This window comes from Flagellimonas yonaguniensis (genome assembly GCF_029193885.1).
In the GTDB taxonomy this organism is placed as follows: domain Bacteria; phylum Bacteroidota; class Bacteroidia; order Flavobacteriales; family Flavobacteriaceae; genus Flagellimonas; species Flagellimonas yonaguniensis.
In genome coordinates, this window is sequence record NZ_JARFVB010000003.1 from 341,877 (window position 1) to 355,910 (window position 14,034).

Genomic DNA, 14,034 nt, shown 5'->3' on the forward strand with positions numbered 1-14,034 from the left:
TTGAGTTAGTCAAAAAAGGTGCCCTGGAAGGGGCACCTTTCGGTTAATGGAGTGTAAAACCAATCAAGGTTTGCGCAGGGCAATACTGCCAAAATCACGTTCTGAATACAACTGGATGCCATTGTATTCACAGGCTTCGTTACCTGATGCACCACAGTCATCTTCAACCATGACCGTTTGCCAACCCTGTCCAGGAAGAAAATAATGAGCCTCTTGAGCCACCCGTTCATTCTCGGTGGCAAAGGCCAGACCAACCGCCAACAAAATGGCGAAGGCCGGTAAAACAAGTTTTAAAAAATAAGATTTCATAATACTTGGTATTAAAATTAATGCCTACTCTTTTTTAGGTTTTCGGCTTCCCCTGTGACTACGTAGTATTTTGATGTGATTGCATGTTGTATTGTTTCTTCGACCACAGGATCCCCAATAAGGCAAAGACCATAAAAGTGATATTCAATAGTATGTGATCCTTCCATCCCAAGGCCGATATGACCCCGCCACAAGAACAGGGGATGGAGTCGCTGTACCTAAGAACTATAATGATATAGATGGTGAACAGCCCCAAAAGAATAAAACTGGCATAAAATGCCATGGTTCGATATCTACGAAACCACAATAGACCAGTAATGACCAACTCCAGAAAGGGCACCCCCCATGAGATTAAGGTAGCATAGGGTGCAACATAGGGCATCCGCTCCAGACGCCATTGAAAGAGATCCAAATGGACCAATTTGCTTACCGCTGTATACACGAAAAGGATGGTCAGCAAAAGGCTGGACAGAGTAGCAAGTTTAGTGTGGATTCCTTTGTTTGACATATCTTTTGATTTGATATGACAAAGTTCGGGAGTCTAATGTATCTCTAAGGGAGTATTTGTTATCTCAAACGGATTAAATGTATGATTTTTAGGTTTTTATGACCTTAAATCAGTAGGAGACATTCCATATTTATCCTTGAATGCCCTTGAAAAATGGGTCTTGCTCTTAAAGCCTGTCATTTGAACAATTTGCTTTATGGTATGGGTGCTGTGCTGGATCAGGGTCCTTGCCATTCGAAGACGTTCCCTGATCAGAAATCTAAAAATGGTCGTACCGTATACTTGTTTGAACCCATATTTCAACTTGTACTCATTGGTGCCCTTCTGACGCGCCAAATCCTTCAAGGTGGGAAGGTCCTTGTCCAAGTTGTTGAGAATCATGTCACGGACATCCCTGATGATTTGGATGTCCTCCGGGGTCAACGTAACCTTATACTGCTTGATCCCCTTGGTCACTTTGATTTTATTTTTGGGAAGTCCAGTTTCAAAAGGTTCCCCCTTGGAAAAAAAGACGGAGTTCAAGAGGATTTTTTGACCGCTCCCGTCCAATGCTTGGTAGACCGATATTTGACAATCCTTGGCCAGCAAAAGACCGTCGTTCGTACTGAATTCCAGGAGCAATACCGTTTCAGACCGCTCCCGCTTCAAATGTTTGGCCATCTTCTTGTTCCATCTTGCTCGGGACCTTTCGGTCATGAATTCAGTAATATGTTTTCCAATAATGTCCTTGAGCATACAGGACAATAGGGAGCAGGTTCCGTTGGTGACCAATTCAATTCGACCTTGGCCATCCAAGATAAGGGACAGTTGGATGACACATTGAGGGGTGTTGTGCGCGTTGGCAAAACCTTGATGAATAAAGGCGGCCCCTATTTCCTCATTGACCATGTTCAGCATGACCACCAAAGAGGCAATATTGTCATTTTTGTCCGAAGGTTCAATGGAATAGAAGAAATTGCCCTTGGCCATTTCCAAGAGCATCTTTTGTATTCGCTTCACCCTAAAGTCATCACTGTTTGGCATATAGTTTTATTTAATGGGTCCATTGTCATCTGTTTCCTTAATGCCCAAATAGGCCAGTGCCTCCGCTTTTTTGGTAAAGGGTCGAGTAGGTACCTTTTGGGCATGGGTGTCCAGATAAATGGAACTGATCATGTCCGTAACCGGCGGATCTATCAAAAAGGCCAGTTTCTCTACCCAAAGGGAACCTTCCAAGGCCAAATAGTCCCTGGCAGCCTTATCAATATTTCTGACCTCCCGTATATCGCAGAGCACGGGCATCGCTTTGCCTTCTTGTAATTCCATCCGATCCTTGACAATCAGTTGTGCTGCCTTAAGATTGATACAGGGCACTTTCTTGTAAATGATATGTAACAAATCTTCGGTCAACAGATATATGGCATAGGTGTTTTCATGTGTTTCTTTCATCTCCTGAAAACTGGTTAGCACGGTCAATTTACAAAAATATTGCAATTCAATTAATTGTAATGGTAAAACCCCATTTTATAAGGGGAACATCGTTATCTGAAAAGGAGTATTTGTTATCTGAAAGGGATTAATATAAGTTTTCATTCCACATTGACTGACAAAATCCGTTTCTTTTTATCACAAATAAAATCAAATAAAATGGCCAAGATCAAACACCACAATTTTTTGAACACCGTACATGAAGTATTTACCGATGCAAAACAAGCCGGGGTACTCCACCTTTATGCCGGGGGCGAGTCCTTTTCAGGTAGGACCATAGAAGTCAGCGGAAAGGAACTGTACCATTTCGGCACCACGGGTTATTTGGGCCTAGAGCAGGACTCCCGATTGAAGACTGCTGCCATAGATGCCATAGAAAAATACGGCACCCAGTTTCCGCTCTCCAAGTCCTATATCTCCAACCCCCTTTACAGGGAACTCGAAGATTGTATCAGGGAGATGTATGATCAGCCCATCGTCATTACCAAGAACAGTACACTGGGACATTTGGGTGTCATCCCCAGTGCCGTGGATGATAATGATGTGATTATTTTGGACCATCAGGTGCATTGGAGTGTACAAAATGCCGCCAAGATGCTCAAGACAAGGAGCGTTCCCATCGAAATGATTCGCCACAATAATTTGGAAATGTTGGAGGACAAGATAAAGAAGTATCAACATTCCAAACGACACATCTGGTATATGGCCGATGGTATCTATTCCATGTACGGGGACTATGCCCCAGTAAAGGAATTAATGGCACTTTCCCAGAAATATCCTCAATTACATTTTTATTTTGATGATGTACATGGAATGAGTTGGGTGGGCAAAAGGGGAACGGGATATGTATTGGAACAATTGGGTGATCTACCCGAAAATGTTCTTCTCTTCGGTACACTGAGCAAGACCTTTGGGGCCAGTGGTGCGGTGTTGGCCTGTTCCAACCCAAAAGTGTATGATAAGATTAAGACCTTTGGTGGCCCCCTGACCTTTTCGGCCCAATTGGAACCGGCTTCAGTCGGTGCGGCCATTGCATCGGCCAAGATCCATCTTTCTCCAGAGATTTATGATCTTCAGCAAGAATTGCGGGAACGCATCGATTATTTTAATGCATGCCTTTCCACTACAGAGCTGCCATTGATTGATCAGAACGAATCTCCTGTATTTTACATTGGGACCGGGATGCCCAAGACCGGCTATAATTTTGTGAACCGATTGATGCGTGAAGGTTACTATGTCAATCTGGGCATCTTTCCAGCAGTACCGGTCAAGAACACCGGGGTTCGGATCACCATATCAAGACATAACCAAAAGAACGAAATCAAAGGGTTGGTGGAAGCGATGGAACATCATTTTCCATTGGCCCTGGAAGACACCCAAACGAATCCCGAAAGGGTCTTCCACGCCTTTAAATTGGAACCCAAGGTCCAAAGCGAACCGCAGGTGACAACCGAACTGGAGATTGAAATTTTGAACACCATCGATCAGGTAGATGATAAACAGTGGAACCGCTATATGGGAGGACAAGGTGTTTATGATTACGAGGGGCTTCAATTTTTGGAAGAGGCATTTCAAGGAAACGCTTGTAAGGAACACAATTGGTTGTTCCGATATGTGATCATCAAGGATTCCAATGACACTCCCATCCTGATGACCTTTGTGACCCTATCCCTTTGGAAGGATGACATGCTCGCCCAAGCAGAAATATCTGCCGCCATGGAACGAGAACGGAAAGAAAATCCCTATCATTTGACCTCCATGGTACTGTCCTTGGGTTGCCTGTTCACGGAGGGGGACCACCTGTACTGGGACAAATCCCATGAACTGGGAGGTGCTGCAAGGGATGGCCTATTGGAACTTATGGAAAAAATGGAAGGACAGTTCGGTGCAAAAATGACTGTTTTACGTGATTTTGAAGCAGAATCAACTTGGAACGAGACACTGTATGGCCATGGGTTTTTGCGGGTGCAGATGCCCAACTCCTGTACCATTGACCTGAAAGGGATTGATACTATGGAAAACTATATTGAACAATTGTCATCCAGAAACCGAAGGCATTTTCGGAAGGACATCCAACCGTTTTTTGACTTGACTCAATCCAAAACTATCTCCAAAGCCAATGCTTTCCAAATACAGGAGTTCAAACGCTTCTTTGGGGAGGTGCAAAAGCGGAACCTCGGCCTGAACACCTTTTCATTTCCTGACCAACTGTTTGAACACATGAACGATAATGAACATTGGGAATCTATCGTTCTTACGCCAAAAGGGAAACCCAAAACCATCCTCGGGGTGATGTTTTGTTATACCAACCATAGTGCTGTCTATGTGCCAGCCTTTGTGGGCATGGACTATGGCCTATTGGAAACCTATGCCACCTACCGCCAATTGCTGTACCGGACCATTGAAAGGGCCTTGGCGATCAAACTGCCCAAAATCGATTTTGGGATGACCGCCTCCTTTGAAAAGAGAAAACTGGGAGCCACGGCACAGCAAAAATACGCCTACCTCCAGACCAATGATAATTTCATCTTGGAAATGATCGGGATCATGGAAGGACAGCACTAATGGTCGATTGTCATGAAGTACCAAAAGTTGCTATCGGAATTTGAGGGACAATTGGACACCTTGGAAAGCGGGAACGGAGATGTGCTGTTCAAGGCGGAAAAGGGCATTGTGCTGGTGGAGAAGTGTATCCGCAAGCTGCAAAAACAGATTACAGGAAAAACCTTCGCCACACAAGCCGATGAAATCTACTTTTTCAAGCATGTCAAGCCCCAGATCTTTAGTAAGCTCATCTACTACGCCAGACTCTTCAGTATTGAGAGCAAGCGCCCACGTGGAAACAATGCCGCTCAGATAAAGTATCTCCAGAACCAGATTGACAAGTTACAGGCTTTCTTCAATGACAATTTGGAATTCTATAATTATTACCGACGCGGTGCCATGTCTTTGGATGAACAATACTTTGTCCGCGGCAACCGAGACCTGCGACTCCCCTTGGAATCCTTCCATTTTCTGATCGACGATAAGTTCTCCACCTGTCAAGATGGTACGGTGGCAACCATTATGGCCTATGATATGCTGATCGTGTACCTGAGAAAGGAAGTGGACGATTTGAACAATACCCTCGAACCTACAAAAAACACACCTATGGAAAAACCCTCTAAATTATTCTGGACAGGGAGCAAGACCGACCTGATCGAACTGTTATATGCGCTGCATGCCAGTGAATCCATAAATGGAGGAACTGTTGATATCAAGGAAATGGCCTCTCATTTTGAACATTTTTACAATATCGACCTGGGCAATTACTACCATACCTTTATAGAGATAAGGTCACGAAAGACCAGTAAAACAAGGTTTTTGGACAAGCTCATTGAACTGCTTAACCAGCGCATGGAATCCTTGGATGAGTGAGTTTATGTTTTCCCAAGTTGGTACCCACCTTGGGAATTTTGGTTTTGGGCCAGATTCGGGCTCATTTTTTTATCCAACAAGGCAGTAGAATTGATTGCTATGTGGCAAATCCCTCCATTTGTGACCAAATTTTATGTTGCAAAAATCTTTCCCAAGGTGGGACCCACCTTGGGAAGTTTTTCCAAAAACCTTTTTCAGTTTTGTGGGTGAAAGTCAAATCAATGGAAGGGCCATCAAATGAAATGGCAGTAATGCGGTGGCCCTTTTAAAAACTCAAAAACTATGGGAGCGACCATCATTACCACCGAAGACCTCATGGAGTTCAAAGTTGAACTGCTGGAGGACATCAAGGATCTATTGGAAAACCAAAACAAACAATCGAACAAAAAATGGCTCAAATCCAACGAGGTCCGGGAATTGCTGGGCATCTCGCCTGGCACCTTGCAGAACCTGCGCATCAACGGCACCCTCCCCTACACCAAGGTCGGCGGGGTCCTCTATTACGAGTACCATGAGATTATGGAAGTATTGGAGCAGAACAAGATCCGTAACCGCATCTAGGTTTGGAAGAAGTCAATTACATCAAGCATCTCAATGGGGTTTTTGGGCAATTCTCCAAAGACAGCCGACTGAACCCAACCCATATCAGTCTTTATGTGGCGCTGTTCCAGTTCTGGAACACCAACTACTTTAAACCGGAATTCTTTATCAACCGGGATGAAGTTATGCAGTATGCGAAGATCGGGTCCAAATCCACCTACCATCGATGCATCAAGGAACTAGACCATTGGAGCTACATCGTCTATACCCCATCCCACAATCCTTTTAAGGGAAGCCGTATCAAGATGTTCGATTTTGGGACAACTCCTGGACAAGTGGTGGACCCAAGCCATTCCAAAATCGGGACAAGCTATGGACAAGCACTGGTACCTATAAACAAACATATACAAACCTTGGAAAAGGAAAAAAACAATAACAAACAGGCTGATTTTAAAATTTTGGATTCTGATGGTTTGGAAAACGGAGACAAACAGATGGCCAGTGTCCCATATCGGGACAACCTAAAGACCAAGAAACACAAAAATTACAACGAGCCCCTGTAACGTGAAGTACCATGCCCCACATATCATCACGGAAGGAGCTGTCCAGTATCCATTGGGTACTCTCAAGGGCAGGGAAATCCATTACGATTTTGAAAAGATCCTTATCTATCTTGATGCCAAGGGAAAACTTCTATTCGGGAAAAAATTCAAAATCCACCGAGAAGACCGAGAGATTCTCTATAAGCTCTGCCTCTACTTTATTCAAGACAAGGAGCGCTGCGCTCAAATGGGAGTTGACATCCATAAGGGCCTTCTTCTCTCAGGACCCGTGGGCTGTGGCAAGACCAGCCTTATGAAACTATTGAAACACATTGTCCCCCACCAACGGCCCTATGAGGTCATCCCTTGCCGGAATATTGTATTTGGCTTCAACCATATCGGCTATAAGACCATCGAGGACTATGGAAATTCCCAGTTCTTTTGTTTTGATGACTTGGGTGTTGAACCCAACGGACGACACTTTGGGCAGGATTGCAATGTTTTGGGCGAAATCTTGCTCTCCCGCCACGAACTCTATATCAACGACAAACGCAAGACCCACGCCACCACCAACCTCAATGCCCAGGAGCTGGAGGAACGGTATGGCAATCGTGTGCGTTCTCGGATGCGGGAGTTGTTTAATTTGGTGGCCTTTGATAAAAAGAGTAAGGATAAACGAGTATAATTTTTATCCTAAGATTTGGCAATTATATGAATTTACTGCCGAATCTTAGTTTTTAGTATATTTGTATAAAAGAACAGGAAATCGCCAATAAATCCCTACATATCAATGCGCTAAAGAAGAGTTTCGACGAGGGACAAAAAATCACCGTTTCTGATATTATTGAATTCTATAGTCAATTTGAGGAGAGGGTAAAGCGTTCAACAATTGATTGGAGGTTGTATAAACTGACTCAGGAAGGTATTCTTTATAGGCAGTCTAGAGGAATCTATTCACTTACGGAGAAAAAAAAGAAAACCTACACTCCTGAAATTACGAGGTCGCTCAAAATCCTAGCTGGTAAAATTCACAATCAATTTCCATATATCGATACCTGTTTGTGGACAACAAAGTGGCTTAACGAATTCATGTTGCACCAACCAGGAAGGTTTTACACCATATTGGAGGTGGAGAGGGATGCTACCGAATCGGTATTCTATGCTCTAAACGATTTGGGCAAAGAAGTGTTCCTTAATCCTTCCCGCGACATATTGAACAAATATGTTTCTCATTCTAAAAGCCCCATTATCATTATACCGCTTATTACAGAGGCTCCAATTCATAAAGTAGATAAGGTGGCTACCTGTTCTTTGGAAAAAATGTTGGTGGATATCTATTGTGACCCAGAATTGTTTTCCACATTTCAAGGTGCAGAATTGAAAAGAATTTACCAAACGGCTTTTAGTCGATATAATATTAATAAAGCAAAGATGCTTAGATATGCAGATAGAAGAACAAAAAAGGCTGAAGTAGAATTGCTAATAAACCTACAAAGAAACGGCAGTTAATATTAATTACTGCCAAATCATAGAAAAATGATAGATACAGGGTCGCTAACAAAAGAATGGATAAATCATAAGGCTGGAGAGCACCGGTCAGATTCCATTTTGGTGGAAAAAGTAGTGCGTGCACTTTATTTATTGGAACAACTTAAAAAAAGCAGCTTGGAATTTCTTTTTAAGGGAGGTACCGCCTTGACGCTTCTGCTTCCTGAGCCGAAAAGATTTTCTATTGATATAGATATTATAGTTGCAAAAAAGCCAGAGAATTTGAACCCTATTTTTGATTCCCTGATCAAAAGCTCGGATTTTATTGGTTATGAAGAGGACGTCCGGAAAACAACGTCGAGTATAGAAAAAGCCCATTACAAGTTTTATTATAAACCAGTAACAAATGCACCTTCAGACCAAGAGTATATTTTATTGGACATACTTTTTGAAGAAAGCCATTATGGGGAACATACAGAAATGATACCAATTAATTCCCCTTTTCTAAAATTGAAAGATGATCCTTTAGATGTGGAAGTGCCCACTGCCGAAGCTATTCTAGGAGATAAATTGACTGCCTTTGCACCAAATACTACCGGCGTTCCTTATGGTAGGGGTAAAGAAGTGGAAATTATCAAGCAATTATTCGATGTCGGCAACTTATTTGATATGGTACTTGATATCGAAGTGGTCTCAGCAGTTTTTAATCGATTTGCCCAAACAGAACTTGCTTATAGGAATATAAAGGAATCTAACGATGCAGTCTTGGAGGATATATTGGAAACCGCCATGGTCATTGCAACAAGAGGGAAATCCGGCAAAGGCCGATTTCCCGAGCTGCAGAAAGGGATTCAAAACATCAAAAACTATATTTTTTCAGAAAATTTTTATCTTGAGAGGGCTATGGTTCCTGCCGCCAAAGCAGCATATGTATCTGCCCTGATAAAAATGGAAGCTAAAGAAATTCATCGCTTTTCAAATCCAGAAGAAATTGCGGATTGGACTATTGACCAACCCGATGAGACAAGATTGAACAAATTAAAGAAAACCAATCCAGAAGCATTTTTCTATTGGTGGAAAACCTTAGAACTAAAAAATAAATCATAATCTACACGTGGGTTCCAGTCATAAAATACATTTTTGACGAACCTTGGCATACCTGAATTTTTCTTTAGTTAACATCAACCTGCTGATTTTCATAAAATCCGTGCTTAAACCCCAGCAAATAGCCACATCTTAAACTAATATATATTTTATTCACAAATAACTGATTATCAGTTATTTGAATCCTTTTCTATTGTACTTTTCCCATATCAAAAATCGTCTAATCCCAAAGCGTTTACGATATGCGAAAATCACTGTTCTTCACCATTCTATTTCTATTTATTTCCAGCTCTATTTTGGCCCAGATCGGGGGCATCGAGGATTCTGTCAATGACATTTCAGACACCATCCGGACCATCTTCCCCATCATACTTGGGGTCATCTTCCTAGTGGGCTTCCTGTTCAATGCCGGACACTTCTTCGGGGAGAACGCTGACCTAAAAAAAGGCATCACCCGTGTTTTGATATTTGTCCTTATTGCCGGGGCCGTAGTGGGCATCTTTACCTATCTCATTGGAATCGTGGTTTAAAATGAAGAAGTACGAGATCTATCGAAATATCCGCAAGCGCGCCATGATCATGGGCCTGCCCATCTCCCTCTTTGCCCTGATGATGGTATCGGTCATCGGTTCCCTATTGATTACCATATTTTCTTTCAGTCTTGGTGTCATCGTTGCACTGCTGTTGTTCAATGCCCTGCTCTATGGGGTATTGGCACAGTGGGCCAAAAACCCGCAATTACTTTCCGTTCAAAAGGTTTCCCCCAGCATCATCAGCAACAAAAAACTAAGCCCTCTTTCCTATGCATAAAATCAATCTTCATTCCCATCATCCCATCCTGGACATCCAAAACCATGTGGTCTTTGCCAACAACGGGAATGTCGTTCTATGCTATGAGGTAAACCTTCCCGAGATCCACTCCCTCTCCGAGCAAGATTTTGAGGAACTGCACAGCATGTGGTTTCAAGCATTCAAGTCACTTCCCACAGGCACGGTCATCCATAAACAGGACATTTACCAAAAAGTGGGATATGATGCGGAACAATTACCTAACCGTACTTTTTTGGAAAAGGCAACCCATGACCATTTTCAGGGCAGGGAACATCTGAGCCATCAAAGCTATCTATTCTTTATACTGCCCTTGGACAAAACTCTCAACGCTTCCAAATATGTTAACCCATTCAGGAAAACAGAAAAAGGCTTCCATCGAAAACTGGATGTCCAAGTGGCGGAGTTCATCACTTCCGTCAATGATGCCATCTCCTTTGTCAATAATAGCCAGCGTGTGTCATTGGTGCCCATGGTGCCTGATGACATTCTCACCCATTCGAACAACTACTATAATGGCTTCAATCAAGATTTCGATACCGATATATTGTTGGATAAAAAACAGATAGAGATTGGCGACCATTATTTTGATGCGATAGCTATCAACAATGAAGGTTGTTTCGGAGGACCTGTCCAGAGCAGCAAGACCAATGAAAAATTCACTTCGGATGACTTTACCTTTCACCAGGGTTTTATCGATGGGTTGGGATTGGACCTGAACGAGAACCATATCGTCAACCACATCCTCTATCTCGATGACAAAAACAAATGGCGCAAGCTCTTGGACAAGAAAGTGGAGGAGCTTGGCAAAAGCTCCAACTTTGGTTCCCAGAATAAGGTCGTCCTTAAAAAGGTCCAACATATCCTGGACCAAATCAACCATGATGATTCGTCACGCATCATCCGGGGACATCTCAATATCATCTTCTGGCATTCGGAATCCGAACAGGTAAAACGGATTGCATCCCAAATCAAGGCTGGTTTCAAGGAATTGGATATTGTGCCCTACCATCCCAATGGGGAGGAACGCAACCATTGCTTCCTGAACTCCCATCCCTGTCATGCCACCAATTTCTCCAACGAAGATCTGTATGTGACCGATCTGAAGCATGCATTGTGCCTCTATATCAACAACACCAATTATCAATCGGATCCCACGGGGATCATCTTCAATGACCGCCAGTACAACATCCCGGTATTGAAGGATGTTTGGGACGAACAAAAGCAACGTATCAAGGCCAGGAACTTTGCGATTTTCGCCCCAACAGGTGAGGGCAAATCCTTTTTGGCCAATAACATTTTGCGACAGTATTTTGAGCAAGACGTTCGGCTGGTCCTTATCGATCTGGGCGGTTCCTATGCCAAGTTTGCAAAGCTTTATCCAGACCAACATATCATCCTACGCTACGAGCAGGGAAAAAACTTGGGCATCAACCCTTTTTATATTACAGAGGATTCCGACCTGACCCCGGAGCGTTTGGAAGACCTCGCTGTTTTCCTCTTGGAACTCCTTGCGGCGGATAGGCCTTCCAAGTCCCAAGAAGTTGCCATCAAAAAGGTGTTGCTGCTTTATTACAAAAAAGTCAGACAGAATCATTCCTTGGCTTCCCTCTATCAGTTTGTGGATGACCGGAAAGACAACCTGATCCAAGAACTGCAGATCAAGGAAGCACATTTTAGCACCTATGATTTCCTTCATATACTCTCGGAATATGTGGAAGGTGGTCCCTACAGCTTTCTGTTCAATTCGGGAGCAGACCAAACTTATACCATAGAGGACAAACGGCTCATCATCTTTGAACTGGACGAGGTCAGGGACAACAAGGAAATCCTGTCCGTAATGCTCAAACTCATCAAGTCTGCCATCCAACGGTCCATCTGGCAAAACCGTTCCGAACGGGGAATCATCCTCTTTGATGAATTTGCGAAACAGCTCAAGTTCCCCAACGTCTTGGAGAGTGTGGAATTCTATTATCAGGCTATCCGGAAGCAGAACGGGGCCATTGGGATCATCCTGCAATCCATTAACCAGTTGCCACAGAATTCCACTTCGGCCAGTATACTTGAAAACACCCAGGTCATTTACAGCCTCCGTAACGAAAAGGGCTATGACGAGCTGAAAACCAGATTAAATCTGTCGTCCCACGACCTGAACCAACTGCGGTCCATCCGCAACAACCTGACGGGGGATCGGAAGTACACCGAGATATTTATCAAGATCGGGAAGGAGAGCAACATCTTCCGCTTGGAAGTCCCGCCCGAAGTCTATGCTGCCTATCTCACCGACGGAAAGGAAAGCACCGAGATCATGCAGCTCTATGAAAAGACCCAGGATATGGAGCAAGCCATCAAAGCATTTATTCACCTCAAAAAGAAATCCTATGAAAACAAATAAGAATGTGTCCATCAGGAAAAACGCCCTAATCTTACTATTGGCCCTAACCACTGCCCTATTACTGCCAGCAGGCGCTGCCTGCCAAGGGATGCCAGTATATGACAATACGAACTTCATCAGCATGGCCAAATCCTTGGTCGAATCTGCCAAACAGACCTCGGAACTGTTGAAGACCGTACAGTTTTTAAAGGAACAAAAAGACAACATTGTCAAGGTCAACAATGCCATCAAACAATTGAAAGCGCTACAGGAGTTGACCAAGAACAATGAGATCCTGTTCAATACCGTCCGGACCGATCTCCGGGATATATTGAACTCCCCCTATATCAAGGCAGGGGAAGTGGAGCAGGTATCGCGCTCCTTTGAGCAGATCATGGATACGGCCATCGATGATCTGGATTTTGTCAACCAGATCCTTTCCAGCGACTTTTTGAAGATGACCGACGCTGAGCGCACCGCCATCCTGATGGAAAAGAAGGTCCAATCCCAAGAAATGGTGGCCGAACTGGAGGTCAAGACCAAACGCTACAGGGAAATCATCTCCTTTCGGAAAATGCAGGACATCATAAATAACCGCGAAACCAACTATTAATGGCAGGTATATTCTTAGGTATCGGATTGGAATATGTGGACGCGGTCTTTCAGACCATCAAGAGCAGTGATTTTTCCCAATACACCATTGTTGGGATGAAAACCTTGGCCGTATTGTTCTTTCTGATCAACATCCTGAAGAAATACAACGAGGGGATTGCAACCACCGATGGCCATACTTGGGGCCTCACACCCACCGAACTGGCCAAGAACTTTTTGATAGTGCTACTAGTCATTTTTTCCACACAGGTATTGGAAGTCTTTGACGACATTTTAGTCGCCATTGAATCCCAGTACCGGGACACGGCTCCGGCACTCCTCCCCTTACAGCTACAGGATGTCGACCTGGAACGGGATGTGGGTGCCTTGGAAGCCGCCAAAAAGGCCATGGCCATATTGTATGAGGCCCTTATCACTCCTTTGTACGGCCTAAAAATGTTCGCCTTTATCATAGGCGTCATCTTATGGTTGTTGGATATTTTTATATATCCCCTCTTTTTAGCGGAGCGTTATTTTCTTTTGGGAATCCTCCAGGCCTTTTTCCCTTTGGTCATCAGTCTGTCCGTTTTTGAAAAGTTCCGTAATCTGGCCTACACCTATTTCAAGCTCTATGCCGGGGTCTATATGCTGGTGCCCGCCTTTTTTTTGGTCAATGTCTTTGTGAACAACCTCTATACCGAGATCAACACCAACTTTTGGGGCAGCCTGTTCGGTTCGGATTGGGGCAGTGAGTTCTTTGCCCCGGTCATCGAGTTGGGCTCCATTGGATTTATCGTATTGCTCAAATTCAAACTGTACCGGAAGGCCACAGGTTTTACGTTGCGCTTGTTCACCGGATAAATACC

The 14,034-nt window shown here is 43.7% G+C and carries 16 protein-coding genes; 12 read left to right on the forward strand and 4 right to left on the reverse strand.

What is annotated here, in order from left to right:
- Positions 1-63 precede the first annotated feature (63 nt).
- From PY092_RS07925 to PY092_RS07940, 4 genes are all read right to left on the reverse strand, one after another.
- Entirely contained in the window at positions 64-309 is a 246-nt protein-coding gene (locus PY092_RS07925; RefSeq protein WP_275615306.1) for a DUF6520 family protein, read from the reverse strand.
- Positions 310-367: 58 nt separating this feature from the next.
- Complete coding sequence (locus PY092_RS07930) at positions 368-817, reverse strand: MauE/DoxX family redox-associated membrane protein (RefSeq protein ID WP_275615307.1); 450 nt, start codon at positions 815-817, stop codon at positions 368-370.
- Between the two features lie 96 nt (positions 818-913).
- A complete protein-coding gene (locus PY092_RS07935; RefSeq protein WP_275615308.1) occupies positions 914-1,840 on the reverse strand; it encodes a helix-turn-helix domain-containing protein in 927 nt (308 codons plus the stop codon).
- A gap of 6 nt (positions 1,841-1,846) precedes the next feature.
- Positions 1,847-2,245 carry a DUF7793 family protein gene (locus tag PY092_RS07940; RefSeq protein WP_275615309.1) on the reverse strand — a complete coding sequence of 133 codons (399 nt, stop codon included), beginning with the start codon at positions 2,243-2,245 and terminating at the stop codon, positions 1,847-1,849.
- Between the two features lie 198 nt (positions 2,246-2,443).
- Between PY092_RS07940 and PY092_RS07945 the strand changes: the two genes are divergently transcribed.
- The 12 genes from PY092_RS07945 to PY092_RS08000 all read left to right on the forward strand — a co-directional run bounded on the left by PY092_RS07945 (position 2,444) and on the right by PY092_RS08000 (position 14,029).
- Positions 2,444-4,849: an aminotransferase class I/II-fold pyridoxal phosphate-dependent enzyme gene (locus PY092_RS07945; RefSeq protein WP_275615310.1), complete on the forward strand. Its 2,406-nt coding sequence runs from the start codon at positions 2,444-2,446 to the stop codon at positions 4,847-4,849.
- A 12-nt stretch (positions 4,850-4,861) separates the two neighbouring features.
- Positions 4,862-5,701, forward strand: coding sequence for an RteC domain-containing protein (locus tag PY092_RS07950; RefSeq protein ID WP_275615311.1), 840 nt, complete (start codon positions 4,862-4,864; stop codon positions 5,699-5,701).
- Between the two features lie 282 nt (positions 5,702-5,983).
- The gene (locus PY092_RS07955; RefSeq protein WP_275615312.1) at positions 5,984-6,262 is read left to right on the forward strand and encodes a helix-turn-helix domain-containing protein; all 279 of its coding nucleotides are present in this window, start codon (positions 5,984-5,986) and stop codon (positions 6,260-6,262) included.
- A gap of 2 nt (positions 6,263-6,264) precedes the next feature.
- The gene (locus PY092_RS07960) at positions 6,265-6,804 is read left to right on the forward strand and encodes a hypothetical protein (protein ID WP_275615313.1); all 540 of its coding nucleotides are present in this window, start codon (positions 6,265-6,267) and stop codon (positions 6,802-6,804) included.
- A gap of 1 nt (position 6,805) precedes the next feature.
- On the forward strand, positions 6,806-7,468 hold the full coding sequence (locus tag PY092_RS07965; RefSeq protein ID WP_275615314.1) for a P-loop NTPase family protein: 663 nt from the start codon (positions 6,806-6,808) through the stop codon (positions 7,466-7,468).
- 140 nt (positions 7,469-7,608) lie between these two features.
- Positions 7,609-8,292, forward strand: coding sequence for a DUF6577 family protein (locus PY092_RS07970; protein ID WP_313790214.1), 684 nt, complete (start codon positions 7,609-7,611; stop codon positions 8,290-8,292).
- Positions 8,293-8,319: 27 nt separating this feature from the next.
- Positions 8,320-9,378, forward strand: a complete 1,059-nt coding sequence (locus PY092_RS07975) for a nucleotidyl transferase AbiEii/AbiGii toxin family protein (RefSeq protein ID WP_275615316.1) — start codon at positions 8,320-8,322, stop codon at positions 9,376-9,378.
- A 239-nt stretch (positions 9,379-9,617) separates the two neighbouring features.
- A complete protein-coding gene (locus PY092_RS07980; RefSeq protein ID WP_275615317.1) occupies positions 9,618-9,905 on the forward strand; it encodes a hypothetical protein in 288 nt (95 codons plus the stop codon).
- Position 9,906: 1 nt separating this feature from the next.
- On the forward strand, positions 9,907-10,185 hold the full coding sequence (locus tag PY092_RS07985) for a hypothetical protein (RefSeq protein WP_275615318.1): 279 nt from the start codon (positions 9,907-9,909) through the stop codon (positions 10,183-10,185).
- Positions 10,178-12,598 carry a TraG family conjugative transposon ATPase gene (locus tag PY092_RS07990; protein WP_275615319.1) on the forward strand — a complete coding sequence of 807 codons (2,421 nt, stop codon included), beginning with the start codon at positions 10,178-10,180 and terminating at the stop codon, positions 12,596-12,598. Before PY092_RS07985 ends, PY092_RS07990 begins: the two co-directional genes overlap by 8 nt.
- Complete coding sequence (locus PY092_RS07995; RefSeq protein ID WP_275615320.1) at positions 12,585-13,190, forward strand: conjugal transfer protein; 606 nt, start codon at positions 12,585-12,587, stop codon at positions 13,188-13,190. Before PY092_RS07990 ends, PY092_RS07995 begins: the two co-directional genes overlap by 14 nt.
- Positions 13,190-14,029 carry a hypothetical protein gene (locus PY092_RS08000; protein ID WP_275615321.1) on the forward strand — a complete coding sequence of 280 codons (840 nt, stop codon included), beginning with the start codon at positions 13,190-13,192 and terminating at the stop codon, positions 14,027-14,029. The genes PY092_RS07995 and PY092_RS08000 overlap by 1 nt, the downstream gene beginning before the upstream one ends.
- Positions 14,030-14,034 lie beyond the last annotated feature (5 nt).